This window comes from Roseateles sp. Mitsp63 (genome assembly GCF_059491535.1).
In genome coordinates this window covers 3,646,227-3,672,890 of record NZ_CP168509.1, presented here as the reverse complement: position 1 = coordinate 3,672,890, position 26,664 = coordinate 3,646,227, and the positions used below count along the sequence as shown (strand labels likewise).

27 protein-coding genes are annotated in these 26,664 nt (G+C 70.0%); 10 read left to right on the top strand and 17 right to left on the bottom strand.

The features are described 5' to 3' along the window. Positions 1–16: 16 nt before the first annotated feature. From ACEN96_RS16110 to ACEN96_RS16065, 10 genes are read right to left on the bottom strand one after another with little or no spacing between them, the layout of a single operon-like run. Positions 17–424: a GPW/gp25 family protein gene (locus tag ACEN96_RS16110; protein WP_495584104.1), complete on the bottom strand. Its 408-nt coding sequence runs from the start codon at positions 422–424 to the stop codon at positions 17–19. A 1-nt stretch (position 425) separates the two neighbouring features. After that, positions 426–725: a PAAR domain-containing protein gene (locus tag ACEN96_RS16105; protein ID WP_495584103.1), complete on the bottom strand. Its 300-nt coding sequence runs from the start codon at positions 723–725 to the stop codon at positions 426–428. 11 nt (positions 726–736) lie between these two features. Beyond that, positions 737–2,533: a type VI secretion system tip protein VgrG gene (gene vgrG / locus ACEN96_RS16100; protein WP_495584102.1), complete on the bottom strand. Its 1,797-nt coding sequence runs from the start codon at positions 2,531–2,533 to the stop codon at positions 737–739. A 10-nt stretch (positions 2,534–2,543) separates the two neighbouring features. Further along, positions 2,544–3,248 carry a CIS tube protein gene (locus ACEN96_RS16095; RefSeq protein ID WP_495584101.1) on the bottom strand — a complete coding sequence of 235 codons (705 nt, stop codon included), beginning with the start codon at positions 3,246–3,248 and terminating at the stop codon, positions 2,544–2,546. 3 nt (positions 3,249–3,251) lie between these two features. Further along, positions 3,252–3,482 (bottom strand): DUF5908 family protein, encoded by a 231-nt coding sequence (locus tag ACEN96_RS16090; RefSeq protein ID WP_495584100.1) that lies wholly within the window; start codon positions 3,480–3,482, stop codon positions 3,252–3,254. After that, on the bottom strand, positions 3,479–3,988 hold the full coding sequence (locus ACEN96_RS16085) for a phage tail protein (RefSeq protein ID WP_495584099.1): 510 nt from the start codon (positions 3,986–3,988) through the stop codon (positions 3,479–3,481). Before ACEN96_RS16085 ends, ACEN96_RS16090 begins: the two co-directional genes overlap by 4 nt. 10 nt (positions 3,989–3,998) lie before the next feature. Further along, entirely contained in the window at positions 3,999–4,457 is a 459-nt protein-coding gene (locus ACEN96_RS16080; RefSeq protein ID WP_495584098.1) for a phage tail protein, read from the bottom strand. Positions 4,458–4,512: 55 nt separating this feature from the next. Then, positions 4,513–6,144 (bottom strand): phage tail sheath family protein, encoded by a 1,632-nt coding sequence (locus tag ACEN96_RS16075; RefSeq protein WP_495584097.1) that lies wholly within the window; start codon positions 6,142–6,144, stop codon positions 4,513–4,515. An 18-nt stretch (positions 6,145–6,162) separates the two neighbouring features. Then, positions 6,163–6,894: a hypothetical protein gene (locus ACEN96_RS16070; protein ID WP_495584096.1), complete on the bottom strand. Its 732-nt coding sequence runs from the start codon at positions 6,892–6,894 to the stop codon at positions 6,163–6,165. A gap of 20 nt (positions 6,895–6,914) precedes the next feature. Further along, positions 6,915–7,493, bottom strand: a complete 579-nt coding sequence (locus ACEN96_RS16065) for a Pvc16 family protein (RefSeq protein WP_495584095.1) — start codon at positions 7,491–7,493, stop codon at positions 6,915–6,917. 181 nt (positions 7,494–7,674) lie between these two features. On the opposite strand from ACEN96_RS16065, the gene ACEN96_RS16060 reads away from it, so the two are divergent. From ACEN96_RS16060 to ACEN96_RS16050, 3 genes are all read left to right on the top strand, one after another. Next, a complete protein-coding gene (locus ACEN96_RS16060; protein ID WP_495584094.1) occupies positions 7,675–8,493 on the top strand; it encodes an inositol monophosphatase family protein in 819 nt (272 codons plus the stop codon). A 15-nt stretch (positions 8,494–8,508) separates the two neighbouring features. Then, on the top strand, positions 8,509–8,952 hold the full coding sequence (locus ACEN96_RS16055; protein WP_495584093.1) for a GFA family protein: 444 nt from the start codon (positions 8,509–8,511) through the stop codon (positions 8,950–8,952). Between the two features lie 75 nt (positions 8,953–9,027). Further along, on the top strand, positions 9,028–10,446 hold the full coding sequence (locus ACEN96_RS16050) for an MFS transporter (protein WP_495584092.1): 1,419 nt from the start codon (positions 9,028–9,030) through the stop codon (positions 10,444–10,446). 284 nt (positions 10,447–10,730) lie between these two features. Here the strand turns inward: ACEN96_RS16050 and ACEN96_RS16045 are convergent, their stop codons facing one another. Continuing rightward, on the bottom strand, positions 10,731–11,657 hold the full coding sequence (locus tag ACEN96_RS16045) for a glucosamine inositolphosphorylceramide transferase family protein (protein WP_495584091.1): 927 nt from the start codon (positions 11,655–11,657) through the stop codon (positions 10,731–10,733). Continuing rightward, positions 11,650–12,699 carry a glycosyltransferase gene (locus ACEN96_RS16040; RefSeq protein WP_495584090.1) on the bottom strand — a complete coding sequence of 350 codons (1,050 nt, stop codon included), beginning with the start codon at positions 12,697–12,699 and terminating at the stop codon, positions 11,650–11,652. The genes ACEN96_RS16045 and ACEN96_RS16040 overlap by 8 nt, the downstream gene beginning before the upstream one ends. Positions 12,700–13,128: 429 nt before the next feature. Between ACEN96_RS16040 and ACEN96_RS16035 the strand changes: the two genes are divergently transcribed. The 4 genes from ACEN96_RS16035 (at position 13,129) to ACEN96_RS16020 (ending at position 18,420) form a co-directional block, all read left to right on the top strand. Next, complete coding sequence (locus ACEN96_RS16035; protein ID WP_495584089.1) at positions 13,129–14,352, top strand: efflux RND transporter periplasmic adaptor subunit; 1,224 nt, start codon at positions 13,129–13,131, stop codon at positions 14,350–14,352. 20 nt (positions 14,353–14,372) lie between these two features. Further along, a complete protein-coding gene (locus tag ACEN96_RS16030; RefSeq protein WP_495584088.1) occupies positions 14,373–17,600 on the top strand; it encodes an efflux RND transporter permease subunit in 3,228 nt (1,075 codons plus the stop codon). A 123-nt stretch (positions 17,601–17,723) separates the two neighbouring features. Further along, positions 17,724–18,104, top strand: a complete 381-nt coding sequence (locus ACEN96_RS16025; protein WP_495584087.1) for a type II toxin-antitoxin system RelE/ParE family toxin — start codon at positions 17,724–17,726, stop codon at positions 18,102–18,104. Further along, positions 18,085–18,420 carry a helix-turn-helix domain-containing protein gene (locus tag ACEN96_RS16020; protein ID WP_495584086.1) on the top strand — a complete coding sequence of 112 codons (336 nt, stop codon included), beginning with the start codon at positions 18,085–18,087 and terminating at the stop codon, positions 18,418–18,420. Before ACEN96_RS16025 ends, ACEN96_RS16020 begins: the two co-directional genes overlap by 20 nt. Positions 18,421–18,489: 69 nt before the next feature. Here ACEN96_RS16020 and ACEN96_RS16015 read toward each other — a convergent pair whose 3' ends face one another. The 3 genes from ACEN96_RS16015 to ACEN96_RS16005 form a co-directional block, all read right to left on the bottom strand. Then, a complete protein-coding gene (locus ACEN96_RS16015) occupies positions 18,490–21,453 on the bottom strand; it encodes a sensor histidine kinase (RefSeq protein ID WP_495584085.1) in 2,964 nt (987 codons plus the stop codon). Positions 21,454–21,689: 236 nt separating this feature from the next. Further along, complete coding sequence (locus tag ACEN96_RS16010; protein WP_495584084.1) at positions 21,690–23,102, bottom strand: FAD-binding oxidoreductase; 1,413 nt, start codon at positions 23,100–23,102, stop codon at positions 21,690–21,692. Further along, entirely contained in the window at positions 23,103–23,528 is a 426-nt protein-coding gene (locus tag ACEN96_RS16005) for a DUF2069 domain-containing protein (protein WP_495584083.1), read from the bottom strand. It lies immediately after the preceding gene. Between the two features lie 19 nt (positions 23,529–23,547). Here ACEN96_RS16005 and ACEN96_RS16000 point away from each other — a divergent pair, with 19 nt between their 5' ends. Beyond that, positions 23,548–24,813 carry a YihY family inner membrane protein gene (locus tag ACEN96_RS16000; protein ID WP_495584082.1) on the top strand — a complete coding sequence of 422 codons (1,266 nt, stop codon included), beginning with the start codon at positions 23,548–23,550 and terminating at the stop codon, positions 24,811–24,813. Here the strand turns inward: ACEN96_RS16000 and ACEN96_RS15995 are convergent. Further along, entirely contained in the window at positions 24,797–25,120 is a 324-nt protein-coding gene (locus ACEN96_RS15995) for a hypothetical protein (RefSeq protein WP_495584081.1), read from the bottom strand. The genes ACEN96_RS16000 and ACEN96_RS15995 overlap by 17 nt on opposite strands. Positions 25,121–25,326: 206 nt before the next feature. Here ACEN96_RS15995 and ACEN96_RS15990 point away from each other — a divergent pair, with 206 nt between their 5' ends. After that, positions 25,327–25,560 carry a FitA-like ribbon-helix-helix domain-containing protein gene (locus ACEN96_RS15990; RefSeq protein ID WP_495584080.1) on the top strand — a complete coding sequence of 78 codons (234 nt, stop codon included), beginning with the start codon at positions 25,327–25,329 and terminating at the stop codon, positions 25,558–25,560. Next, the gene (locus ACEN96_RS15985; protein ID WP_495584079.1) at positions 25,557–25,985 is read left to right on the top strand and encodes a type II toxin-antitoxin system VapC family toxin; all 429 of its coding nucleotides are present in this window, start codon (positions 25,557–25,559) and stop codon (positions 25,983–25,985) included. The genes ACEN96_RS15990 and ACEN96_RS15985 overlap by 4 nt, the downstream gene beginning before the upstream one ends. Before the next feature lie 36 nt (positions 25,986–26,021). On the opposite strand, the gene ACEN96_RS15980 is transcribed toward ACEN96_RS15985, so the two are convergent. Beyond that, positions 26,022–26,633 carry a helix-turn-helix domain-containing protein gene (locus ACEN96_RS15980; protein WP_495584078.1) on the bottom strand — a complete coding sequence of 204 codons (612 nt, stop codon included), beginning with the start codon at positions 26,631–26,633 and terminating at the stop codon, positions 26,022–26,024. Between the last annotated feature and the right edge of the window lie 31 nt (positions 26,634–26,664).

The window sequence follows — 26,664 nt, the reverse complement described above, 5'->3', positions numbered from 1 at the left end:
CCTCGCGTGCTGGCGTTCAGCCGGAGATCACCGGATGGGTGGCCTGGTCCAGGTACAGCGGATAGACCATGTTGTGCCGCGTGTTGGTCGTGCGCACGCGGTACTCGAGCTGCAGCAGCAGCGTGCCCAGGTCGTCCGGCGAGACGCGGACGTCCAGCCGCTCCAGCGCGATGCGCGGCTCGAAATACAGCACGGCCTTCTCCAGCATCACCCGCAGCTCGGTCAGCGTCTGGTCTGTGATCTCCTCGAAGACCATCTGGTGCAGCAGCGTGCCGTAGGCGTGCTGCATCACGCGTTCGCCGCGCCGCGTCCTGAACAGGATGCGCAGGCTCTCCTCGATGTCCTCGATGCCGGACACCATGACCGCGCGGCGGTCGGTGTCGAATCGGGGCGGGAAGCTCCAGCCGCGGCCCAGGAAGTTCATGTCAGCCTCCGATGAGGACGGTGAACAGGCCCAGCGCGATCTTGCCGCCGTGCGCCGTGGTGTCGCCCATGCGCGCCGCCGGCTTGCCGCCGATCATCACGGTGGCCGAGCCCTGCACGATGCTGTCGGGCGGGCCGACGCAGACCGCGCTGTCGCCCACCACCGCCGCCGGCAGCTTGCCCACCAGCACGGTGGGCACGCAGGGCCCGACCACCGGCCCGCCGACGTGCGGGACCGGCGGCAGGCCGGGCGTCTGCATCGGGCAGGTGTGCAGGTCGGTGATGCGGGCGGCGGGGGGCATGGCGGCGCTCCTCAATTGATCATGACCATGCCGCCCTTGACGGTGGTCTGCCCGGCCGCGGACAGCTCCGCCGTGGCCGAGCCCTTGCCGGTGAAGCCGATCCTGGCCTCGGCCTTGATGTTGGCGCCGCTGGCGTCGATGTCTGCCTCGCAGCTCAGCGTCATGCCGGTCTTGGCCTTGAGCGTCATCGCCGTGCCGGCGGTCAGCGTGATCGCCTTGGGGCTGTCCAGCGCGATGCCGTCCGGCGCCAGCTCGACGCTGTTGCCGTTCTGGTCCTCGAGCCGGATGCGCTTGTTCTTGTCGTCCAGCACCACGGTGTTCTTCGCCGGCGTGACGATGGTGATCACCTGGTCCGCCTCGTTGAACTCGATGCGGTGCAGGCAGCGGGTGACGATGGCCTTGATGTCGTTCTTCGCGTCCAGCGCGTAGGGCATCGCGCGGCTGCTGCTGTAGAGCGAGCCCAGCACCACCGGATAGGACGGGTCGTCGTTGAGGAAGCCCACCAGCACCTCGTCGCCGATCTCCGGCACGAAGAAGTGGCCGAAGCCTGACGACGCGTGCCCCTGCGCCAGGCGCGCCCAGATGCCGGGCGTCTCGACCTGCAGCGCGGGCAGCCTGACCTGGATGCGCAGCTCGCCGAGCGGGTCCGCGTCCAGCTTCATCACCACGCCGGCGTGCAGGCCGCCGATGCCGGGCAGCAGCCCGCCGTTGAGCGGCGCGACCACGTCGCGGCGCTCGACGTGCCAGTCGGCGGGGCGGCCGAACTCGGCATGCGTGATCCAGTTGCCGTCGGTCAGCTCATGGCGCACGGCGCTGAGGTAGACGCGGCCGCCGAAGCGCGGCCCGACGCCCGAGAGCTGCATCACCGCGCCCGGCACCGCCAGCGCGCTGCCCTGGAAGGCCAGCCGTCCGCGCCGGCGCGCCAGCGTGGCCCGCATCTGCGCCGCGGCGGCCCAGGCGTCGAGCGCGTCCTTGGCCAGCGGCGCGCAGCTCTGCAGCGACAGCGGATCGACCGCGCCGATCGCCGCCAGGTCCGCGCCCGGCAGGTCGCCGGGCTCGGGCGGATCCACCGGCGCCTTGGACTCGCCCTGCATCAGGTCCTGCTGCGACGGGTCCCAGCTGGCCGCCTGCACCGAGGCCCATTGCGTGCGGGCGTCGATGTCGACGTTGAACTCCATCAGGTCCAGCCCCCAGGTCACGCCGAGCACCGGCTCGCCCGTGAAGGCCGGCGGTTCGACGACCAGCGTGTCGCCCGCCATGTGGGCCACCATGCCCATCGCGTCGGCGCGCGCGACCAGGAAGTCCCAGTCGCTGCAGTAGTGCTGGGCGAGCTCGGGATGCCGCACCGCGGTCGAGGTGACCTGGCCCGGCACGCCGTGGCGGCCCAGCAGCGACTCGATGATCGCGCTGTCGGTCTGGTCGATGTAGTGGGCGCTGCGCCGGCCCAGCGTGGCGTGGTACGCGGCGTGGCGGCAATCGATCTCGATGCGGCTGTAGTTGTTGCCGCCGACCTTGAAGCCCAGGCGCACGACCTCGCCGCGGAAGATCTCGGTCTCGTCGTCGCCGTAGCCGGCCTGGATGGTGATCGGCGTGCCCGGGCGGAACAGCGGCCCGCCGCCGATCGGCACCTGGTGGGCGGGCATGTCGCCATCGGCGATGACGATCAGTGCCGAGGAGATCAGGCTGAGCTCATGGCGCACGGTCACCGACACGATCGGCAGGCCGGGCTTGGCTTGGCCATTGCAGGAGACGGTCACGCGCAGCGGGCCGGCGTCGGACTGGGCGGGACTGGGCGGGGCGGCGGGCATCGGGGGCTCCTCAGGCCGGTGGCGGGGTCAGCGGCGGTGTCAGCGGCGGTGCCAGTGGCGGAAAGTGCAGCCGCTGACCCGGCTGCAGGCGCCGGAAGCCGGCCAGGCCGTTGAAGGCCGCGACCTCGGGGTAGTAGCGCGCGTCGCCGTAGACGCGCAGGCACAGCAGCGGCAGCGTGTCGCCATCGACGACCAGCACGCTGTGGCTGAGGTCCGGCGACGACGGGTTGGCGGCGAGCATCGCGTCCTGCGGCGTCGCGAAGCCGGTCAGCGCCAGCTCGACCCGGGCGCGCAGCGGCGCGCCGCTGGACTTGAACAGCGTGTACGTGGTGTCGAAGCTGGTGAGCCGGCAGTCGAAGCTGAGCTTGCCCCAGGCCACGCGCAGGTGATTGGGCTCATGGTCCGCGCTGCTGTAGTCGTAGATGACCTTGCACATCGCGTCGATCTGGCCGGCGACATCGTCGGGCTGGTCCGGCCGCGACGGGATCACGCCGGTGCCGTCGAAGACGACGCTGAACGAGATCTGGTCCGGGTTCATCGCCGAGAAGCGCGCCGGGTTGCTGGTCTGACCCAGCGTCTTGCGGGTGTTGTAGCAAATGCTGCGCGAGTGCGAGAACTCGGCCGGGTTGACCATCAGCCGGTAGGGCGCGCCGGTGGGCTTGGGCGGGTCCACGTCCACGTCCAGCGCGGTCAGGGTCAGGGCTTGCTTGGCCATGGCTCAGCGCTCGTCGAGCCGTCGCAGCTGTTCGCGCAGCCACACCTGGCAGGCGGCCAGGATCTCCTCCTTCAGCGTCTCCTTGTCCTCGCAAGGATCGCCGCCGGCGCCGCCGCAGCCGCCGGCGCGCGCCTTGCCGGCCGGGCGCGGGCCGTCCGGGCCGCCGTCCTCGTCCTCATCGTCGTCGTCGCGCACCTGCGCGCGCAGCACCAGTTGGCGGACTTCCAGCGTCATGGCAGGCTCAGGCATTCGCGGTAGGCCAGCTCGATCTCCTCGATCGCCGCCTCGTTGCGGGTCGATTCGAACGGGTCCATCGTCCAGCGCACCGGGTAGGCGCCCTGGCACACCCAGCCCAGCCGCGGCGCGAGCCGCTCGTCCAGCAGCTGCACCTTGACGTCGGCCGGCTGCAGCGGGACTTCCAGCCCGCCCTGCAGGCTCAGCCGCACCCAGTCGACGAAGGCCGAGTTGCGCTGCACCAGGCCGCGCTTGAGCGTCAGGCGCCGCGCCTTCGCGCGCGACGGCAGCTGGTGCACGAAGGCGTTCTCGCCGCCCTCGGGCAGTTCCTCGGTCTCCAGTTCCAGCGCCAGGCCCGAGACCTCCTGGAAGGAGCAGACCAGCGGCGCCGGGAAGCGGCGGCCGTTGAAGAACTCGACCTGGAAGGCGAAGGCCGGCGGCGGGTCGTCGCGCCGGGGCACGTTCTCGCCGCTGACGATCTGGAGGAAGTCGGTCGGGCCGGGCATGGCGCGGCCGTCAGGCGTTGGCGATGGTCAGGCCCTCGTGGACGAGCTCGATCGTCTCGACGGCGACCTCGTTGCCCTCGGCCTTCAGATCGGTGCCGGTGATCTTGGTCGGCCAGGCATTGGTCAGCGTCCACACCATGGTGGGCTTGCCTTCCTCGTCGAGCAGGCTGATCGTCACCGGCAGCCGCTTGATCGTGTTCATCTTGATCTGGTTGAACCAGTCCCAGAACTTGTTGTCCGACTTGAACACGCCCTTCTTCATCGTGACGTTGCCGTACTTCTTGAGGCCCGGCATCTTGATGGGCGCGAACACCGGGCTGTCGCCGTGCCGGTACTCGATGGGCTGGGCCTCGACGTCCAGCCCCGAGACTTCCTCGAAGGACAGCACGGCGGAGTCCCACTTCACCTGGAAGTAGAACTTGGGCAGGGGCCAGACACTGGTGGATTGCTTGGAACCGTCATCAGCCATTTCGGTTGCTCCGTGAGGGTCGATGGATGCGGGGATTCAGGCCTGGGCGCGCGGCTCAGGACTTGGGCATCTGCTGCTGGAAGGTGATCTCGATGAACTCGGCCGGCCGCACCATGGCCACGAGCACGGTCACGCGCAGGATCCCTTCGAGGACGTCGTCGGGGGTCATGGTCTCGCCCAGGCCGACGTGGACGCTGAACGCGTCCTCCGGCACCGCGCCCATCAGGCCGCCGCGCTTCCAGATGCCGGTGAGGAAGTTGGCGATCATGCTTTTGATCGTCACCCAGGTGTTGGCCGTGTTGGGCTCGAACACCAGCGCCTTGGCCGCGAGGCGGCAGGACTCCTCGAGCATGATCATCGTGCGGCGCACGTTGATGTAGCGCCAGTCCAGGCTGTTGCCGTCCAGCGTGCGCGCGCCCCACACCAGCACGCCCTCGCCGATGAAGCTGCGGATCGCGTTGATGGACTTGCCCTGCGCGGTGACGTTGAGGTCCTCCTGCTGCTCGGCGGAGATGCTGACCGTGGGCGAGATGACGCCGGCCAGGCTGACGTTGGCCGGCGCCTTCCAGACGCCGCGGCTGTTGTCGACCATCGTGTAGATGCCGGCCATGGCGGGTCCGGGCGGCATCACGTTGAGATGGCGGCGCGCCTCGGCCAGCACGGTGTTGAAGACGCCGCTGGCGGTGCTCAGCGTCTTGTTGAGCAGCGACTTGCGCGCCAGCACGCCGGCCTTGATCTGGTCGGGCGTGGGGTCCTTGGCCGTGGGGTCGGCCTTCTTCTGGTCGTCGAAGGCGGCCTTGACCTGGGCCTCGAAGTCCGCGTCGATGCTGCCGATGGCCTCGGCCATGGCCTTGTCGCGGGCCGAGGCGTCCGGCGGCAGCGGATCGGGCAGGCGCAGCTCGGCGAGCATCAGCGTCTTGAGCTGGGCGACGCTGTCCTTGTGGATGTTCTCGAAGCTGAGGTCCTTCTCGCCCACGATCGAGGTGTTGAGCCACGGGTAGTAAGCGGCCGCGAAGTCCAGGTAGTTGATGCCCAGCTTGTCGCGGAAGGTGTCCACCGGCGCCGAGTTGTCGTTGAGCGCCTTGTCGCCGCCGTAGATGTCCAGGATGGCGATGCGGCTGCGCATCTTGCCGCCGCAATGCGCCAGCATGGCCTGCTGCACGTCCGTGCAGTCGTCGATCGTCTTCAGGCGCACGGCCTCGGGCACCAGCACCATGGTGGGCTCCTGCTCCTTGAGCAGCTCGTCGATGCCCTTGACCATGAGCGCCTTGTCCAGCTCGTCCTTGTAGGTGCCCACCGAGACGATGTAGCAGGGGCCGCCGCCGTTCTGATAGAAGTGGCGCAGCGCCTGGTAGAGCGCGTACTGGCCGCCTTCGGCGCCGTCGGCCTGGCGCATGACGAAGCCGGCCGCGTCCTGGTCGGGCGCGGGCGCGGCCTGGAACTCGGCGGGGTTGTCCTTGTCCGCGGCGGCGATCTTGAACACCGGCCGGGGCGGGCCGCCGAAGAACTGGTGGTACTCGGCCATCGAGCTGATGCGCCAGGGCTTCATCGCCAGCGGCACGTTGCGGTTGTCGGCGTATTCGGTGTGGCCGATGAACGCCGGCACGGCGGTGGCGACTTCCACCACCGAGTTGGGGAAGGCGTTCTTCTCGACGATGTAGACACCAGGCGTTTTCATCACGGCCATGGCTGGCTCCTTCGGCATTCAGCGGTTGAGGAAGATTTCGTGGACCGGCCGGCGGCGGCCGTTGCGGTGCTCGCAGGTCAGGCCGGCGGGCGCGGCCAGTGGAACGGGGGACAGGAGCCGGCGCGCCGCGCCGCCGGCCTCGCGCAGCTCCAGGCGCAGCGCGCCGCGCTCGCGCAGCGGCAGCCGACGCGTGGAGCGGAACACGGCGGCGACACGGCCGTCGTCCAGCGTCTCGGGCGCGTCGCGGCGGAACCGGGCGCGGCCATCGCGCTCGACCAGCTCGATCGGCTGGTCCGGCCAGTCGCCGAGCAGCAGGTACTTCCAGGTGCTGAGCCGGCTGCGCAGGCGCAGCGTCGTGCGCAGCGGCAGCGCGGCGGTCCAGGCGGCCAGGCCGGGCAGGTCGCCGATGCCGGCCGCCACGCGATGCGGCGCGCGGCGGTCGGTGTACATCGCGTGCGCCGGATCGGCGGCGCGCAGCCGCCAGGCCAGCAGGTCCTGGCCGCGCGTGGCGGCGTCGCGCAGCTCCTGATGGAGCATGGGCAGCTGCGGCTCGGCGGCGGCCAGCAGCAGCGCGCCGTCGCGCTGGCGCGTGATCAGCCCGTGGCGGCCGAGCCAGGCGGCGCAGGCCGGCTCGGGCTCGAAGCACAGTCCGCGCGCGAGGCCGCCGTCGAAGTACTCGTGCTCCACGCGCAGGCGCAGCAGCTCGACGAAGCGCAGCGGCGCGGCCGTGGCGCCCGTGGTGGGGCTCATGGTGGCGCTCATGGTGGCGCTCACGACAGCGAGCCCCGCACGTCCTGTCCCGCCTGGCCGACGAGGATGTCGCGCCCGCGCGCCCACTGGCCATCGACGCTGACCAGCCGCACCCGGTACATCACCGACGGCAGGTAGCGGCCGCTGTGGATGGACCAGAGGCTGTGCATCTCGGCGCTGCTGAGGTTCTCGATGTTCAGCATCAGGCGCTCCAGCGCGCTGTCCATGCCGGGGCAGTTCTGGTGGTCGAGCACCGGCCGCGCCTGGAAGAACGCGATGGTGGCGGACAGGCACTTGAGCGCCTCGGCGTAGTTGGTGCCGCTGAAGTTGGCGGCGCACATCACCAGCAGGTTCAGGTAGACCGGCTCAGGCGTCAGCATGCGCGGCTGCAGGCCGCCGGGCGGCTGGGCGCGATGGGCGATGACGTCGCGCTCGATGCCGGCCAGGAACAGCACCAGCTTGTTCTGCGCCAGCGGTACCGGGCCGCCGTTCTGCTCGAGCAGGTTGCTCAGCACGACCAGGTCCTCGTCGCCGCCGAAGCGGTGACGGAAGTGCTGGTTCAGCTGCTGGGCGACCTGCTTCAGGGCGGCGTCGATCATGCGGAAGCCTTGTGAGGGGGCAGGACCCGGAGGTCCGTTCGAGTGACGCAAGGGTAGGGCGGGGGCCGCCGCGGGCCCATCGGCAAACGGCTGATTCGGCGCGGCGGAAGTGCTGAGCCGGGGCCTCCGGTTGTCGCGGGAGTCGCCGCAAGGGGCATGCCGCTGCGGGTAGCATGTCCGGATGAACTCGACGCCGATCCCGATCTCCGCCTCATCCGCGCCCGCAAGCCCTGACCCCGTCGCCGCGCTGTTGCGGCATGCCGCCGCGACGTGGATCGCGCCGCGCTTCCGCCGCCTGGCCGACGACGAGGTGATGCAGAAGGCGCCCGGCGAGTGGGTGACGACGGCGGATCGCGAGGTCGAGGCCTTCCTGACGCCGGAGCTGCGCGCGATCGCGCCGGGCTCGCGCGTGGTCGGCGAGGAGCAGTGCGCCGAGACGCCGGAGCTGCTGGACCAGCTCGACGAGGGCGTGGTGTGGCTGGTCGATCCGCTGGACGGCACCTTCAACTTCATCTCGGGGCGGGAGCCGCTGTCGTCGATGGTGGCGCTGCTCGAGGACGGCGTGACGGTCGGCGCGTGGATGCTGGACCCGATCTCGGGCGTGCTGCATCACGCCCGGCGCGGCCACGGCGCCTGGCGCGAGGGCGAGCGGATCCGCTCGGCGCAGGGGCCGGGCCTGAAGCGGGCGGTGGTCAAGACCCGCTTCCTGCCGCAGGAACATCAGGCGCGCGTCGCGACCTGGCCGGGCGTCGAGTTGCTGCCGGGGCTGAATTGCGCCGGCGCCGAATACCCGGCGCTGGCCGCGGGCGACTTCGACGCGACGCTGTACTGGCGCAAGCTGGCCTGGGATCACGCGCCGGGGACGCTGTTCATCACCGAGGCGGGCGGCCATGCGGCGCGCCTGGACGGCACGCCGTACCGGGCCGGCGACCGGCAGCCGGGACTGCTGGTCGCGCGCAGCCGCGAGGTGTGGGACGAGGCGGCCGCGGCCTGGCGCTGAGAAAGGACGCTGATCATGAGCGCGAACGATGCGGACACGACCTCGCCGGGCACGGCTCCGGATATGGCTCCGGACCTGGCGCCGGACACGGACCGGCTGCTCCACGGCGCCTGCCACTGCGGCGCGGTGCGGCTGACGCTGCCGGCGATGCCGGACAAGGCGACGAGCTGCAACTGCTCGCTGTGCCACCGGCTCGGCGGCGTGTGGGGCTACTACGGCTGGGGCGAGGTCCGCATCGAGGACGCCGGCGGGGCGCTGACCGACTACGTCTGGGGCGACCGGTCGCTGCGCACGATGCGCTGCGGGCACTGTGGCTGCGTGACGCATTGGGAGCCGATCGAGCCGAAGGCGGGCGACCGGCATGGCGTCAACCTGAAGATGTTCCCGCGCGAGCTGCTCGAGCGCGTGCGCATCCGGCGCTTCGACGGCGCGGACAGCTGGACCTTCATCGACGAGTGAACGCGGGCGGCAAGGCGCGGCGGTAAGGTGCAGCGGTAAGGCGGGGCGGAACGCTTCTTGCCGCTCCGGCCGTCGATGACGGCCTCCCTCGATATCGCCCGCAGGCTCGATCGCCTGCCGTGGTCGCGCTGGCACTGGCGCGTGGTGCTCGCACTCGGCGTGGCCTGGGTGCTCGACGGCCTGGAGGTCACGCTGGTGGGCTCGGTCGGCGCGGTGCTGGAGCGGCACGACACGCTCGGGCTCAGCGCCGTGCAGGTTGGCTGGTCGGGCTCGCTGTACCTGGCCGGGGCCATCGTCGGGGCGCTGGTGTTCGGGCGGATGTCCGACCGGCTCGGTCGCAAGCGGCTGTTCCTGGCGACGCTGGCCGTGTATGCGGCCGCGACGCTGGCCACGGCGTTCTCGACCGACTTCGCCTTCTTCGCGCTCTGCCGCTTCGTGACCGGGCTGGGCATCGGCGGCGAGTACGCGGCGATCAACTCCGCCATCGACGAACTGGTGCCCGCGCGCGTGCGCGGACGCGTGAACCTCGCGATCAACGGCAGCTTCTGGATCGGTGCCGCGCTCGGAGCCGCGTCCAGCCTGGTGCTGCTGCATCCCGACGTGCTGGGGCCGGTGCGCGGCTGGCGCGTCGGGTTCGCGATGGGGGCGATCCTGGCGGTCGCCATGGTGCTGGTGCGGCGCCATGTGCCGGAGAGCCCGCGCTGGCTGCTGCGCCATGGCCGGGCGGAGGAGGCGCAGCGCATCCTGGCGGACATCGAGGCCGAGGTCGCCGCCCAGCACGGCCCGTTGCCGCCGGTCGAGGCCTCGAGCGCGCGCGAGCATCGCCGCGCCGTGCCGGCGATGCGCGAGGTGCTGCATGTGCTGCTGCGCCGCTACCGCATGCGCAGCGGCGTGGCGCTGTCGCTGATGCTGGCGCAGGCCTTCTTCTACAACGCGATCTTCTTCAGCTACGCGCTGGTGCTGACGCGCTTCTATGGCGTGCCGGACCATCGCGTGGCGCTCTACATCTTTCCGTTCGCGCTGGGCAACGTGCTGGGGCCGTTGCTGCTCGGGCCGTTGTTCGATCGGGTTGGCCGGCGCCGGATGATCGCGCTCACCTATGGGCTGGCCGGCGTGGGCCTGGCGGCGACGGGCGTGGCCTTCGTCGCGGGCGTGCTGGACGCGCGCTCGCAGGCGCTGTGCTGGTCGGCGGTGTTCTTCTTCGCGTCGGCGGCGGCGAGCTCGGCCTATCTGACCGTCAGCGAAGTCTTTCCGCTCGAGATGCGGGCGATGGCGATCGCGATCTTCTATGCGGTGGGCACGGGGGCAGGCGGCTTCGCGGCACCGCTGCTGTTCGGCTGGCTGGTGGAGAGCGCCCAGCGCGGCAACGTCGCGATCGGCTACGGCATCGGCGCGGCGCTGGTGATCGTGGCGGGGCTGCTCGCGCTGCGGTTCGGGGTCGATGCGGAGTGCAAGCCGCTGGAAGAGATTGCGCCGTCGATGGATCACCGTTGACGGCGGCGGCATGCCGCACTGCGACGGCCGCTGGCCCTCACCCCTCCCTCTCCCACTTCGCGGGAGAGGGTGTAGAAGGAGCGCTGCCCGCACTTACCTTGCGCAAGAACTCCCTCGCCCCCCGCGTGGGGGGAGAGGGCAGGGGAGAGGGGGTGCTTCGAAGGGCAGCAGCGCTGTGCCACCAGCCCCCTCTCCCCTCCCTCTCCCCGCTGGGGCGAGGGGGGAAGAAGGGGCAAGTGCCGCCGGTATTGCCCCTCGCCCGCTTGCGCGCGAGGGGTATGGCGTCAGGCCTTGCCCAGCCAGCGCCGCACGCGGCGCTTCCAGTCCAGCCACTGGCGGTGGCGCGATCGGTCGATCCGCTTCACGTCGATCAGCGTGAGCTCGCCGCAGGCGGACATCGTGTGCAGTCCGCTGGCGAAACCGTCATGAGCCAGGTCTCCGGTGAAGGTCTCGGGCAGCGCCCGGACCTCGACTGAATCCGGCGTCAGCCGGTCGAAGCGCACCCAGCGCGCCGCGCCGCCGTAGCTGGCGCGGCTGTCCTGCACCGGCAGCGTCACGTGGCCTTGCGCATCGATGAAGGGCGTCCCCGCCGGACGCGCCCCGTCCTGCGCCGAGCGGACCGGGTTGGCGGCATGCGGCGTCCACGGGCCCTGCAGCGTGTCCGCGAACGCGACATGCAGCTCGCGCTGGTCGCGCTTGTCCGGGCCGATGACCGCGTAGAACATCCACCAGCGGCCATCGTGCTTCAACAGCGAGGCATCGACCGCGCGCATCGGCAGCAGCGCGCAGACCCGCTCCCATCGCGCCGAGCGCGCATGGCCATCCACCGCGCGGTACAGCGCGACTTCCTCGGCCTGGCTCGATTCGGGAACCATCCAGACCTGACCCTCATCCTCGAAGACGAACGGATAGGAGAGATGGAAGGGTTGCCGCAGCACCGGCTGGGGCGCGCCCCAGCGGCCATCGCGCAGATCCAGCGTCAGGCGCTGCAGGTCGGCGCGCTTGGTCCGGTAATCGAAGTGTTCGACGAAGACATGCAGCTCGTCGCCGTCGCGCATCGCGAAGGGGTCGGCGTAGTAGCACCAATCGCCGGCCGGCGGCATCCAGATGATGCGCTCGCGCAGCTCGCGCAGGCGCTGGGGGGTGAGGCGATCGAGACGCTCGGGGACGATGCCGACGGTCCAGAAGTCCGACTTCGGCCGCTTAACCACGCACGTCTTCCACGCTCAGTCCGGCCAGGTCGTGCACCTCCACGCCTTGGCGCGCGAGCACGTCGTGGTACAGCCCCAGCGTGGCCCGCACCGCGCCGGCGCGGTCATAGCGGTCCATGTCGTAATCCACCGGAAGGCGGTTGCCGCGCACGCGCGCCTCGAGCGCCATGGCGATCGCCCGGCCCATCGCGGCCGCGTCGTCGACCGGCACGATGGCCGAGCGGGCCGGGTCCAGCATCTCGCGCGCGCCCAGCGTGGCGGTGGCCACGATCGGCAGCCGCGCGCGCATCGCTTCCAGGATGGCCAGCGGGAACTGCTCCTCGCGCGACGAGGACACGTACAGGTCCATCTCGCCCAGCAGCTCGTCGACGTTCCAGCGGAATCCCAGCAGGTGGATGCGCGGATCCTCCTTGCGCAGCGCCTCGAGCTCGGCGCGCTGCGGTCCCTCGCCGATCAGCACCAGATGCGCCTCGGCCGGCGCGTGGCGGTGGAAGGCCTCGATCAGCGTGTGCATGCCCTTGGCCGCGTGCAGCCGGCCGACGCAGCCGATCACCAGCGCGGAAGCGGGGATGCCCAGCTCGGCCCGCAGCGCGCGGGCGCCCGCCTTGGCGGCGCAGGCGGCGGAGCTGCGCTCCGGCGCCCAGTTGTAGATGACGCGATGCATGCCGTCGAAGTCCTTCAGGTGACCGACCTGCGCCGAATTGACGCACACCAGCGCGTCCATCCTCGCATGGTGATGCGCCTTGTAGCCGACATGCAGGGTGCCCACGCGCGCCCGGCCGGTCGCCGCGGCGGTCGCCTTGCAGGCGGGGCCGAGATGGCCATGGACGATCTCCGCGCCCAGCCTGGCCGTCAGGCGCTTGACCCGCAGGCCGCGCAGCAGCGGCAGCCGCAGGCCGTGATAGCGCACGCGGGCGTCGAGCGCGTGCTCGATCGCGGAGCCCGCCGGCCCGATCACGTGGACCGTGTGGCCAAGCGCCGCCTGGGCGTTGGCCAGGTCGATGCAATGGTGCTCGCCACCGGCGATGCGAGAGGAAAACACCACATGAGCTATTGAAAGTGCGCGCATGACGTCAAAACGGCAAAAAGGATAGGCCAAAGGCTAAAAAACGTCTGGAGTCTATTTCTTAACATTCAGCAATGTTGGGCGGATTTTCCCCGTAGTCGCGGGGGCTCCCACCAATGAAAGCTATTGCGTGTGCGCAATTCCCGTCCCGCGTTGACGCGGGAGGAACAAGTCCGGCCATGGCCTCACCCGCGTAAGCGGTGAGTGGGGCAGGGATCGGTAGTAACCCGAGCGGGCCTTTTGCGCCGGCTCCGGTGGCGCGACGAAGCGCAGATTCACGAGGATGAAACGCAGCCGTGACCACCTGCATGCAAGGGCATTGAAGTTAAGCTAGCGCGCCTTTTTGCGCCTTGCGCACGAAGAACATCTTTTTACGCTACCGCCACGTTCCCCGGAGCCCGCTTCATGTTGCGTTTGTCGTTGCTTGCCCTTGTCGTCGCCTCGCTGCTTGCCGGTTGCGGCAAACCGTCTCCCGACAAGAAGGCATCGCCCGCCGCGGAGGCGGCCAGCGCGCCCAGCCTGCTGGTGGCCGCCGAGGACGTGCAGACGCTGGGCGTGAGCGAGTACGCCAGCGGCCCGGTGATCACCGGATCCATCCAGCCGGAACGCCGCGCCGACCTGCGCGCCGAGCTGCAGGCGATCGTGCTGCAGGTCCACAAGGAGAACGGCGAGCGCGTGAAGCGCGGCGACCTGCTGGTCCGGCTGGACGACACCGCCATCCGCGACACCGTCCAGTCCGCCGACGAGTCCGCGCGGGCCGCCGCGCAGAGCTTCGAGCAGGCCGAGCGCCAGTACCAGCGCCTGAAGACGCTGCAGGCGCAGGGCATGAGTTCCATCCAGGCGATGGAGGACGCCGAGATCCGCCGCAACAACGCGCAGAGCGACCTGGTCGCCGCGCGCGCCCGGGTCGCCACCGCGCGCCAGCAGCAGCAGCGCACGGAAGTGCGCGCGCCGTTCGACGGCGTCGTCAGCGACCGCAAGGTGTCGCCGGGCGATTCGGCGCAGCTGGGCAAGGAGCTGATCAAGGTGATGGACCCGGCCTCGATGCGCTTCGAGGGCCTGGTCTCCGCCGACCGCATGTCCGAGATCAAGCTCGGCCAGACCGTGTACTTCCGCGTCAACGGCTATCCGCAGGTGGACTTCCAGGGCAAGGTGCGCCGCATCGCCCAGGCCGCCAACGCGAGCACCCGCCAGGTCGAGGTGCTGGTGGACTTCGCCGGCGCGCAGCAGCCCGGCGTGGCCGGCCTGTACGCCGAGGGCCGGGTGCAGACCAACAGCGTCTCGGCGCTGATGGTGGCCGACGGCGCGCTGGTGCGCGAGGGCGACAAGGCCTATGTCTGGCGCATCGACGGCGGCAAGGTCGCCAAGTCCCCGGTCAACCTGGGCGCGCGCGACGACCGCCAGGGCCTGTATGTCGTGACCGGCGGCGTGAAGCAGGGCGACCGCATCCTGCGCAACCCGACCAGCACGCTGATCAACGGCCAGCGGGTCGAGCTGAGCAAGGCGGCCGTGGCCGCCGGCGGGACCGGCATGACGGTGGCCAGCGGCGCGCCGTCCGGTGGCAAGACGGCCGTGCCGGTGGCCGCGCCGGTGCCGGCGCCGCTGGCCTCGGCCGCCTCGGCCCAGTGACGCGCGAAGGAGCCTGAGCCATGTTCCTGTCCAATTTCTCGGTCAAGAAGCCGATCGCGATGATCGTGATCATCATCGGCTTGATGGCCCTGGGCCTGCTGGCCCTGTCCAAGCTGCGCGTCAACGAGCGGCCCGACGTGGACCTGCCGCTGCTGGTGGTCAGCATCAGCTATCCCGGCGCGTCGCCGGAGACCTCCGAGCGCGAGATCGTCAACCGCATCGAGAAGTCGCTGCAGAGCATCTCCGGCGTGAACGAGGTGCGCTCGACCTCGAGCGAGGGCTCGGCGCAGCTGCTGCTGTTCTTCAACTTCGACAAGAACATGATCGAGGCGGCCGACGAGGTCCGCAACGCGATCGCCGCGGTCCGGCACAAGCTGCCCACCGAGATGCGCGAGCCGGTGCTGCAGCGCGTCGACCCGTCGGCGCAGCCGATCATGCAGCTGGCGCTGTCGTCCAGCAGCCAGTCGCACGCCGAGATCTCGCGCATGGCGGAGGACCAGTTCGCCGACCGCTTCCGGGCCATTCCGGGCGCGGCGACGGTGACGGTCAACGGCTCGCTCAAGCGCGAGCTGTCGGTGCTGCTGAACGCGCAGAAGCTGCGCGAGTTCAACGTCTCGGTCACCGAGGTCGTCAACGCGCTGCGGATGCAGAACACCACGGCGCCGGTGGGCAAGGTGCGCGGGCAGCTCGAGGACCAGAGCATCCGGCTGCTGGGCCGCATCGAGTCGCCGGCCGACTTCAACCAGATCGTGGTCAAGCGCGCGGGCACCGAGCTGATCCGGCTCGGCCAGGTGGCGACGGTGCAGGACGGCTTCGCGGAGCAGACCGGCCTGTCGGTGCGCAACAGCCACCCGAACGTCGGGATCATGGTCACGCGCTCGCGCGATGCGTCGACGGTCAGCGTGGCCAAGGAAGTGCGCCACCTGGTCGATGAGATCAACGCGTCGCTGCCCAAGGGCACCAGGCTCGAGGTGGTGCAGGACGGCGGGCGCGACGCGCAGGACAGCCTCAACAACGTGATCCACGCGCTGGTGTTCGGCGCGGGGCTGACGATCTTCGTGGTCTACGTGTTCCTGAACTCGTGGCGCTCGACCATGATCACGGCGCTGTCGCTGCCGACCTCGGTGATCGCGGCCTTCATCGCGGTCTGGCTGTGCGGCTTCACGCTGAACTTCATGAGCCTGCTGGGCCTGTCGCTGGCGATCGGGGTGCTGATCGACGACGCGATCGTGGTGCGCGAGAACATCGTGCGCCACATGGAGCGCGGCGCCGACCGCCGCACCGCGGCGCTCAAGGGCACGGCCGAGATCGGCCTGGCCGTCGCGGCGACGACGTTCTCCATCGTGGCGGTGTTCATTCCGGTGGCCTTCATGCCGGGCGTGTCGGGCGAATGGTTCCGGCCCTTCGGCCTGACGGTGGTGGCCTCGGTGCTGGTGTCGCTGTTCATCTCGTTCACGCTGGACCCGATGCTGTCGGCCTTCTGGGGCGACCCGCCGGGACATCACGCGGCGCCCAAGACCAACTTCGTCTCCAGGCGGCTGCATGCGTTCAACGAGTGGTTCGACCGTCAGGCCGATCGCTACGGTCAGGTGATCGCCTGGGCGCTGCATCACCGCAAATGGATGGCGGTGTTCGCGATCCTGAGCTTCGTCGGCGCGATCGCGTTGCAGTCGACCTTCGGCGGCACGAGTTTCCTGCCGGCGTCGGACTACGGGACCATCGCCATCGAGGTGCGCACGCCGGCCTCGTCCAGCCTCGAGTACGCGCGGCTGAAGATGGGCGCGGCGGCGGCGCTGGCGCACGAGATCCCCGAGGTGGAGGCGACCAATGAGAGCGTCAACGCCAGCGGCGGCCGCATCTACGTGGACGTGGGCAAGAGTTCCAAGCGCAAGCGCAGCGCGTCCGAGATCGCGGCGGACCTGCGCACGCGGGTGGCGCGGCTGGTCGGCGCGGAGTACGTGGTGCTGGACGACCTGAACAACGGCGCGCAGAAGCCGGTGCAGATCCGCTTCTCGGGCGCGGACTCGCGCAAGCTGATGGAGATCACGACCGACTACATGGAGAAGCTGCGCCGCGTGCCGGGCGCGGTGGACGTGGGGCTGTCGGAGCAGGATCCGCAGAACGAGCTGCAGATCGAGCTGAACCGCGGCCTGGCCAACACGCTGGGCATCTCGGTGGGGGACGCGGCGAGCGCGCTGCGGGTGGCCTTCGCCGGCGTGGAGGTCGGCGACTGGATCGATCCAAGCGGCGAGACACGCGATGTCGCGGTGCGGCTGGCGCCGGAGGACCGCGTCGACGCGAGCAACATCGAGCGCCTGCCGATCGCGGTCAGCGGTGCCGGGATGATGGTGCCGCTGGAGCAGATCGCGACGGTGACGATGGGCAAGGGTCCGGCCAAGATCCAGCACGCGGACGGCAAGCGGATGATCGCGGTGTCGGCCAACGCGCATGGGCGCTCGCCGGGCGAGGTCACCGGCGATGCGCTGAAGCTGGCCAAGTCGATCAACTTCCCGCCGGGCTACGGCATCGAACTGGCGGGGGCGGCCAAGGATCAGCAGGAAGTGTTCAGCGCGATGTTCGTGGCGCTGATCTCGGGCATCGGCCTGATGTACCTGATCCTGGTGATGCAGTTCGGCAGCTTCACGGCGCCGCTGGGGGTGATGCTGTCGTTGCCGCTGTCGCTGATCGGCGTGGTGGTGGCGCTGCTGCTGACCAAGGGCACGCTGAACCTGATGAGCTTCATCGGGATCATCATGCTGGCCGGCCTGGTGGCGAAGAACGCGATCCTGCTGCTGGACGCGGCGCGCCAGGAGGAGGCGGCCGGCGTGCCGCGCGAGGAGGCGCTGATGCACGCGGGGCGCAAGCGCTTCCGGCCGATCCTGATGACGACCTTCGCGCTGATCGCCGGCATGCTGCCGGTGGCGATCGGGGTGGGCGAGGGCGGCGAGTTCTACCGGCCGATGGCGGTGGCGATCATCGGCGGCACGATCACCTCGACCTTCCTGACGCTGCTGATGGTGCCGAGCTTCTACGACAGCATCGAGATCAAGCGCGACAGCTTCATGGAGAAGTTCCATCGCCGCGAGGCGCGCTGGTCGACGGCGGGAGCGGTGGTGATGGGGCTGGTGGAGGTGGTGCTGTTCCTGACGCTGATCCGCTTCGTCTTCCGCTCGGTGATGAGCGGCTGGCGCCTGGTCACCCGCCGCCGCAGTGGCAAGGTGGCGGCGCAGGGCACGGGAGACGATTGAGCTTCCCAGCAGCAACTACCTGCTTGAACCAGACAAGGGGCGCCTCGTGCGCCCCTTGTCGCGTCTGGAAGTTGCTCATCAAGAGCCGTTTCGATTTATACCTGTTGTGGTATAAATTCAAGGATGGTGGGCAAGAGCGAAAAGGCGCTGGCTTTCGTGGGCAGCAGCAAAAGGGACTTGATGGCCCTACCGCTCGATGTGCGAAAGTTCTTTGGACATGCACTCGACTTCGCTCAGCGAGGCGAGCAGCACGACGCAGCGAAAGTGCTCAAGGGCTTTGGAGGCGCGGGCGTGCTCGAGATCATTGAGGACGACCTCGGAGGCACCTATCGGGCGGTCTACACCGTTCGATTCGCGGAAGCCGTCTTCGTCCTTCATTGTTTCCAGAAGAAGAGCAAGAGCGGCATTGCCACGCCAAGAGAAGACATGGACCTCATTCGCGATCGACTGAAGATCGCCGAAGCGTATGTGAAGGAGATGCGACATGGCAGCAAGAAAGCCTGAACCGCTGGACGTGGAGATGGGCTCCGGCAACGTCTTTGCCGACCTGGAGCTCCCCGATGCCGACAAGCTCAAGATCAAGTCCGGCCTGGTGCTGGAGATCACGCGTGCGATGCGCCGCCTCGGGCTCACGCAGATGGAGGCCGCCAAGCGAATGGGCATTCCCCAGCCAAAGGTGTCAGGGATGCTCAGGGGAGATTTCACCAATCTTTCTGAGCGGAAACTGATGGATTGCTTGAATCGCCTGGGCTACGACATCGAGATCAAAGTCACGCCGACGCGGGAGCCCGTCGGGCATCTCGTGCTCGCGTTCGCCTGACCTCGCCAGCGGCTGAATGCACGAGGGCGCCTCGATGAGGCGCCCTTTTCATTGACCGGACCGTGGCGCTCAGCCGCGCCGCAGGCGCCCCCACCAGGAGGCGCCGCGCGCGCCGGCCGGCTCGGCGTCCGGTTCGTCGTAGGCGCGGCCGGCGGGAACGGAGAGTTCGACCTCGGTGCCCTGGCCCTCGCGCGACGCGAGCCGGTAGGCGATGCCGGCCAGTTCGGCCCGCTCGCGCATGCCGGACAGGCCCCAGTGACCCGGCCGGCCGCCTCGCGCCTGCACGTCCGCCGGCACGCCGATGCCGTCGTCGCGCACGAACAGCGAGAAACCTGCCACCCCGTACGTCAGCGTCACCTCGATGCGCGCGGCCTGCGCGTGCTGGAACGCGTTGAAGATGGCCTCGCGGGCGATCAGGCACAGCGAGGCCGACAGCGCCGTCGCCAGCGGGCGCGGCGCGCCTTCGACCTGCAGCGCGAAGGCCGCGCCGTGCGTGTGCGACAGCTCCCGGCCCAGCGCCTCCAGCGTCTGCTCCAGCCGGTTGAGATCGGGCGGCGGCAGGCGCAGGTCGGTGACCCGGTCGCGGCCTTCGATCAGCAGCGCGTCGGCGTCGACCAGCACCCGCTCCATCGCCGCGCGCTCCGTGCCGGGCAGGCGCCGCGCGATGGCCTCGAAGCGCAGGATCAATCCATACACGCCTTGCAGCAGCGTGTCGTGCAGGTCGCGCGCGATGCGCTCCCGCTCCTGGACGCGAGCCGCGAGACGGTCCTGCTCATGCGCGCGGCGCTGGCGCGCGCGCAGCGCCGCCACGCCGGCGAGCGCGGCCAGTCCGGCGACGACGGCCGCCGCGCGGAACCAGGCGTTCTGCGTCAGCGTCGGCGCGATCTCGAAACGCATCGCCGCGGCCTCCGCGCTCCAGGGGCCGCCGTCCTGCGCGGCCTCGACGCGGAACTCGTAAGCGCCGGGTCCGAGGTTCGTATAGAACGCGCGGCGCCGCGCGCCCGCCTCCTGCCAGTCGCGGTCCTGGCCGACGAGCCGATAGCGGAAGCGCGTGCGCTCCGGCTGCGCCAGGCTGATCGCGGTGTAGGCGATCTCCAGGTCGCGCGTGCCAGCGGCCAGTTGAAGCGGGCCATCGGGCGCCGCCGCGGTTCCGGCCGGCTCGCCATGGATGAGCAACTGCTGCACCTCGACCCGTGGCGGCGCCGGCTCGCCCTTGGGCAGCCGCGCCGGATCGATGCGCACCACGCCGTTGCTGAGCGTGAACCACAGCAGGCCATCCGGCGTCCGCGCCGCCGTGCGCAGCGGCCACGACTGCTCGGCGCGGCCGGTGAGCCCGTCGCTCAGGTCGAAGCGGCGGCCCATCGGCCGGCGTCCGCCTTCCGGCTTCTCGGCGAGCGCGCGCCGCACCTCGTCGGCGCTGAGCCGCGTGATGCCATTCGCGCCGTTGAGCCAGAGCTCGCCCTCGGGCGTCTCGACGATGCCGGTCACGCCTTCGAGCGCATCCGCCTGCGCCAGCCGCAGCAGCGGCATGCCGGGCTCGGAGACCAGCTGGACGCCGCGCTCACCGCCGATCCACAGACGCGTGCCCTGGCGCGTGATGACCCTGATGGCGCCGACCTTGAGGCCGTCGGCCGGCGTCAGCTTGGCGGTGTTGTCCCCGTCGTGCCGCAGCAGCGACCCGTCGCCATAGCCGATCCAGACGCGCCCATGGCCGTCCGCGCCGATGGCGTCGGGCCCCGTGAACGGGTAGCCATCGCGTCCGGACAGGCGAGTGAGCCGGCCGTCCGCATAACGCATCAGTCCGAAGCGGTGCGCGTTGAACCAGATCGCGCCGCTGGCGTCCTCGGTGATCTCGAAGACCGCGGCGCGCCACGGCAGGCCGTCCGGCGTCGGCAGCTGGACGAAGCCGTCGCCCTCCTGGCGCCACAGACCCGTGCGTCCTCCCACCCAGAGCCGTCCATGCCGGTCACGGAAGACGGCGGTGAAGGTTTCCATGCCCGGGTCGGTGGGCACCTTCTCGGGTGTCGTGCGGCCCGGGTCGATGCGCTGCAGCGTGCTGCCGGAAGCGAGCCAGAGATGGCCCTGGTCATCCGCCGTCATCGCGATGCTGGCGCTGCGGTCGGGCAGGTCGATGCGATCGGCGGCGGCACCGCGGAAGCGGTCGAGCCCGGCATTCGTGCCGACCCAGATCGCGCCGTCGCGGTCCTGGAAGACGCGGATCACCAGCTCGCCGGACAGGCCCTTGTCGGTACCGAGGAACTGATGCGTCGCCGCGGCGGCCGCGGGCGCGGCGCGCAGGTCCAGGCGATTGAGCCCGTCCTTCGCGCCATACCAGAGCTGGCCGGCGCGGTCGACGGCGGGCATGAAGAAGCTCTTGGGCACCGCGTACGGCGATGCGGCGGCGGACGCGGCGCTCTCGCCGGGAAGCGGCAGGCGCTGCAGTCCGCGGACCTCGGGCGACATGTCGTTGCCCCAGGCGCGGCCGTCGCCGCCGATGAAGAGCTGCGTAAGGCCCAGCGCGGGCGTCTGCGTCGCGGTGAAGCGCGCGCTGCCGGCCGGCTTCATGAAGACGGTGCGGTCGGTGACGGCCCAGACGTTGTCCTGGCCGTCGACGGCGACGTTGAGCGTCGGCGGCACGTGGCCTTCGCCATCGTCGTAGCCGGACTCCGTCCCGATGGCGATCCAGGCGCCGCCCTGGCGCTTGAGCAGCGCGCGGCCCGTGGCGGTCCATAGCGTGCCGTCGCGCTGCGTGGCGAAGGCGCGCGTGGAGGTCGCGAAGTTGCCGCCGGCCGGGTCCAGATGCAGGATCTTTCCCCGGCGCACGAACGCGGCGCCGCCCTCCAGCAGACCGACCCACAAGCCGTTGTCCGGCGTCGCGAACAGCGACATCACCTGCCGGCTGGGCAGTTGCTCGCCGGCAAGGGTCTCGAAGCGCTCGAAGCGCAGGCCATCGAATCGATACAGCCCCGAGCCCGTGCCGAGCCAGAGGTAGCCATCGGTGGTCTGCGCGATCGCCATCACCGGGCCGGGCATGCCGTCCTTGAGCGACCAGCTCGTGTGCTGCAGGTGCGCGAGGGGCTGCTCGGACGGCGTCGCGGATTGCGCGCGGGCCGGCAGCGGAGAAAGCGCGGAGAGGAACGCGAGGAAGAGCGCGGGTAGGAGCGAGGGTAAGAGCGTGGGTAAGAGCGCGGCTAGGAGCGTCGAGAGTCCGCGGAGGGTGAGGGGCGGAAGCAGCGGTCGCGTGGAAGACGTCAGGAAATTCATCAAACTCAGATCACCCGGCCGGGATTCATCAGCCCGCGCGGATCGAGCGCGTGCTTGATCTGACGCATCAGCCGCAGCGCCACCGGGTTCTTGCGCTGCACGAGCTCCTCGCGCTTGAGCTGGCCGATGCCGTGCTCGGCCGAGATCGAGCCGCCATGCGCCGAGACCTCGTCGTAGACGATCGCGTTGACCGCCGCCTCGTGCTCGCGCAGGAAGTCCGCCGCCGCGATGCCTTCGGGCGCCTGGACGTTGTAATGCAGGTTGCCGTCGCCCAGGTGGCCGAAGTCCACCAGGCGCGAGCCGGGAAAGCGCTCGGCCAGCAGCGCGTCGCAGCGCTCGACGAAATGCGGGATCCGCGACACCGGCAGCGCGATGTCGTGCTTGATGTTCAGGCCTTCCTCGCTCTGCGCCAGCGGGATCGATTCGCGCAGGTGCCACATCGCGTGACTCTGCGACAGGGTCTCGGCGACCGCGGCGTCGTCGATCGCGCCGCGCTCCAGCGCGTCCTCGAGCAGCGACTCGAACTGCGTGCGGGCGTGTTCCTCGCCTTCGCTGTCGGAGAGTTCCAGCAGCACCGTCCAGGGCCGCGGACCGAGCGGCTGCGCCAGTTGCGGGAAGTGCTTGCGGACCAGCGCCAGCGACAGCGCGTTCATCACCTCGAAGCCGGTCAGCGCCGCGCCGCAGCGCGCCTGCGCCAGACCCAGCAGCGTCACCGCGTCGCGCAGCGTGTCGCAGGCCGCCAGCGCGGTCATGCGCGCCCGCGGCAAGGGGTGCAGCTTCAGCGTCGCGGCGGTGATGACGCCGAGCGTGCCTTCGGAGCCGATGAACAGGTCGCGCAGGTCGTAGCCGGTGTTGTCCTTGCGCAGGCCGGAGAGGCCATCCCAGACCTCGCCGTCCGCCGTCACGACCTCCAGGCCCAGGCACAGTTCGCGCGCATTCCCGTAGCGCAGCACCTGTGTGCCGCCGGCGTTCGTGGCCAGGTTGCCGCCGATCGTGCAGCTGCCTTCCGCGGCGAGGCTCAGCGGAAACAGCAGGTCCGCGTCGCGCGCCGCCTGCTGCACGCCCTGCAGCACGCAACCGGCTTCGACGGTCATCGTGAGGTTGGACGGATCGATCTGGCGCACGCGGTTCAGCCGCTGCAGGCTCAGCAGCAGCTGCGTGCCCGAGCCGTCCGGCACGCCGCCGCCGACCAGGCCGGTGTTGCCGCCTTGGGGCACCAGCGCCACGCCGTGCTCGCGGGCGAGCGCCACCACCGCCGCGACCTGGGCCGTGTCGGCCGGCCGGACCACCGCGAGCGCGCGGCCCGCATAGCGCTTGCGCCAATCGCGTTCATAGCCGGAAAGGTCATGGCCGCCCGGCAGCAGCACGTGGGCCTGGCCCAGTTGCGCGCGCAGCGCGTCGATCAAGGCGGTGCTCATTCAGGCGTCCTTCGCCGCGGCGGTCTCCGCGAGGCGGGCTTCGGCCAGTCTCAGCCGGATCTGCGCCGCGCAGGCGATGAAGATCGTCACCGACAGCGCCACCTCGATCCACGCCAGCGCCATGCCGATGCCGCGCTCGGACGTGCCGCGCACCAGGCCCTCGGTGACGTAGAGCCAGATCATCAGGCTGAGCCAGCGGTAGGTGTACATGCGGTAGCGCCAAAGGCCGGCCAGCGGCAGCAGCAGCGGCAGCGCCTTGATCGCGAGCGTGCCGCGCCCGGTCGGCGCCAGCCACAGCTCCCAGGCGAGGCAGACCAGCGCCAGCGCCAGCGTCGCGAAGAAGGCGAGCTGGCGGCTGCCGCGTTCGCGAACGGTCGGCTCGGTGCGCGAAGTCGGCATCGCGGGGGCGGCGTCGAGGGTTGACATGGCTGGCATCATAGCCAGCATGATCAGTCGAGTAGAGGGCCGGACGCAGCGCTGGCGGGAGGGGTTGAGGGAGCTCGGGCGCGAGCTGCTGACGTGGCCGTACGCGCGCACGCTGCGCCTGTTCGTGCAGCGCTTCCGGGAGGAGCGCCTGGGCCTGACGGCCGGCAGTCTGACCTTCACGACGCTGATCTCGCTGGTGCCGCTGCTGACGGTGGCGCTGGCGCTGTTCACCGCCTTCCCGATGTTCTCGAGCTTCCAGTCGGCGCTGGAGAAGTACTTCCTGAAGTCGCTGATCCCGGACAACATCGCGCGCCCGGTGCTGATGTCGCTGACGCAGTTCGCGGCCAAGGCGAACCGGCTGGGCACGGTCGGCCTGATCGTGCTGGCGGTGACGGCGCTGTCGCTGATGCTGACCATCGACCGCACGCTCAACCAGATCTGGCGCGTGCAGCGGCCGCGGCCGATCGCGCAGCGCGTGCTGGTGTACTGGGCCGCGATGACGCTCGGGCCGCTGCTGCTGGGCGGCAGCCTGACCGTCACCAGCGTCCTGATCACCGCCGGCCGCGACCTGGTCGACAACATGCCGCGCGGGCTGGTCGTGCTGCTGAACTCGGTGGACCTGCTGGTGCTGTGGGGCGCGATCGGGGCGCTCTTCCACTATGTGCCCAACACCGACGTGCGCTGGCGCCACGCATTGACCGGCGCGGCCTTCGTCGCGGTGGTCTTCCATCTGGCCAAGCAGGTGCTGGCCTGGTACGTGAAGCAGGTGCCGACCTATTCGACGCTCTACGGCGCGTTCGCGGCGGTGCCCATCTTCCTGATCTGGATCTACGTCGGCTGGTCGATCGTGCTGCTGGGCGCGATCCTGGCCGCCAACGCGCCGGCGCTGGCCGGCGGCGTCTCGGTGCGGCGCAACAAGCCGGGCATGCCGATGGCGCTGGCGCTGGACGTGATCGGCGAACTCGACAAGGCCCGCGTGGGCGGGGAGTCGGGGCTGTCGATGCTCGCGCTGTCGCAGCGGGCCTGCGTCGATCCATTGCAGCTCGAGCCGGTGATCCAGCAACTGCAGAAGCTGGACTGGGTCGGGCGGCTGGAGGAGGCGGGCGCGCAGCGGCTGGTGCTGCTGTGCGATCCATCGTCCACCATCGCCGAGCCCTTGATCCGCGCGCTGCTGGCCGAGCGCCAGCAGGGGCTGTCGGCGCTGTGGGAGAAGGCCGGCTGGCAGCAGACGACGCTGGGGATGCTGATCGATCGCGCCGCGCCGGCGGCTATCTCAGGAAAGTGACGGCCGCCGCGCCGCCGATCACGGCCAGCAGCGCCACCACCGAATAGAGGGCACGCCGGTACGGCGGCTTGGGCCGCGTCGCGCCGGTGGGTTTCATGCCGTACTTGGGCGGCGCGCCCAAGGGCAGGGCGGCCTTGTCGATCAGCGGCGTCGAGCGGTGATCGCGCGCGCGCTGCTCGGCGGCGCGCAGGCGCGCGGTGCCCTCGAGCAACTGGAGCTGCTTCGCCTGGGTTTCGCTGTCGATGGTCGCCGGCTGGGTCGGTGTGGGGATGTGGGGGTGCTTCTCTGAAAACGAGCGTTGCTGCATGGGTGTACTGCCTGTAATGCCTGGAACGCTCCCTCGCCTCCGCGAATCGGGCGATTGTCGACACGGGGCCGCGAGGGTCAAGGGCAACGTGCGTAACAGGAGGTTCAGGCAAGGCGGCCCGACGCGGTCGAGCGGCCCGGCGGCTCGAATTCGGCTGACCGAAGCGGCGATAGACTGGAAGGCATTTCCTTGGTGGAGCGATATCAATGGCGGCAGTCACCGTTCGGAACCTCTCGGACCTCACGCACGAGGCGCTGAAGCGCCGCGCCGCTCGGCATGGGCGCAGCACGGAAGCAGAGATCCGCCAGATCCTGGAGGATGCGATCCGTCCATCGGAAGGCATGGGTACGGCGCTCGCCCGGATCGGCGAGCGATTGAGTGGGAGTGGACTGAAGCTGCCACGCCGGACGACGAAGGTCTCGCCAGCGGAATTCGAATGATCCTGCTGGACACCAACGTGCTGTCGGAGCCGCTCAAGCCGCGGCCCAGCGCAGCTGTCCTCGGTTGGTTGAATGCGCAGGATCCCATGGATCTGCATATCTCGACGATCACGGTCGCTGAAGTTTTCGCCGGTGTCGAGGTCATGCAGAAGGGAAACCGCCGTACGGGTCTGCATCGCCTGATTGAGCGCGATCTGCTCCCGTTGTTCGAGGGGCGGGTTCTGTATTTCGATGAAGACGCGGCGCGCGAGTTCGCGAAGATCTTTGCGTTCAGCAAGGCAAAGGGGCGTCCAGTCAAATTCGACGACGGCGCCATCGCTGCGATCGCCAAGGCCCATCGGATGAAAGTGGCGACCCGCAACGTCAAGCACTTCGAGCCGACCGGGGTTGCATTCGTGAATCCCTGGGAATGGACGCCTCGATAAGGCGACAACCGCTTCGCTCCAGCGCAGCGGCCTTGTTCAGGCGTGCAGCACCACCAGCAGCGCGGTCGCGGCCTTCTTCGACAGATTGCGGATCGCATGCGCGCCGTCGACTGCGTAGCGGGCGGTCTCGCCCGGCTTCACCACCTGCCGGCTCCCGCCGGCGGTGACTTCGAGTTCCCCGCTGAGCACGCTCAGGTGTTCCTTCGAGCCCGGCTCATGCGCCTCGGATTCCAGCGCGCCGCCCGGCTGCACGGTCAACTCGTACCACTCGAAATTGCCCGCCAGGTCGATCGGCCCCAGGATGCGCAACCGGCACAGCCCATCGGGGCTGGACAGCCCCGGCGTCGCGTGCGCCGCGACCACCTCGATCGGCGGCGCGGCCGGCCGCTCGCCACCGAGCAGCTCCGACAACTCCACCCGCAGCGCATTGGCAAGCCGCCACACCACCGCCACCGTGGGATTGGCCTGATTCCGTTCGATCTGCGAGAGCATCGACTTCGACACGCCCGCCCGCCGCGACAGCTCATCCAGCGACAGGCCCTGCGCTTGCCGCAACGCCTGCAGCGTCGCGCCGACGCGCGGAGGTTCTAGCTTTTCGGAAGGATTGACGGACATCGCGAGGCGGGGCAGGGGCGTGGGCGAGGCCATCCAGCTTCGGAAAGCCCGCCTTGACCGGCTG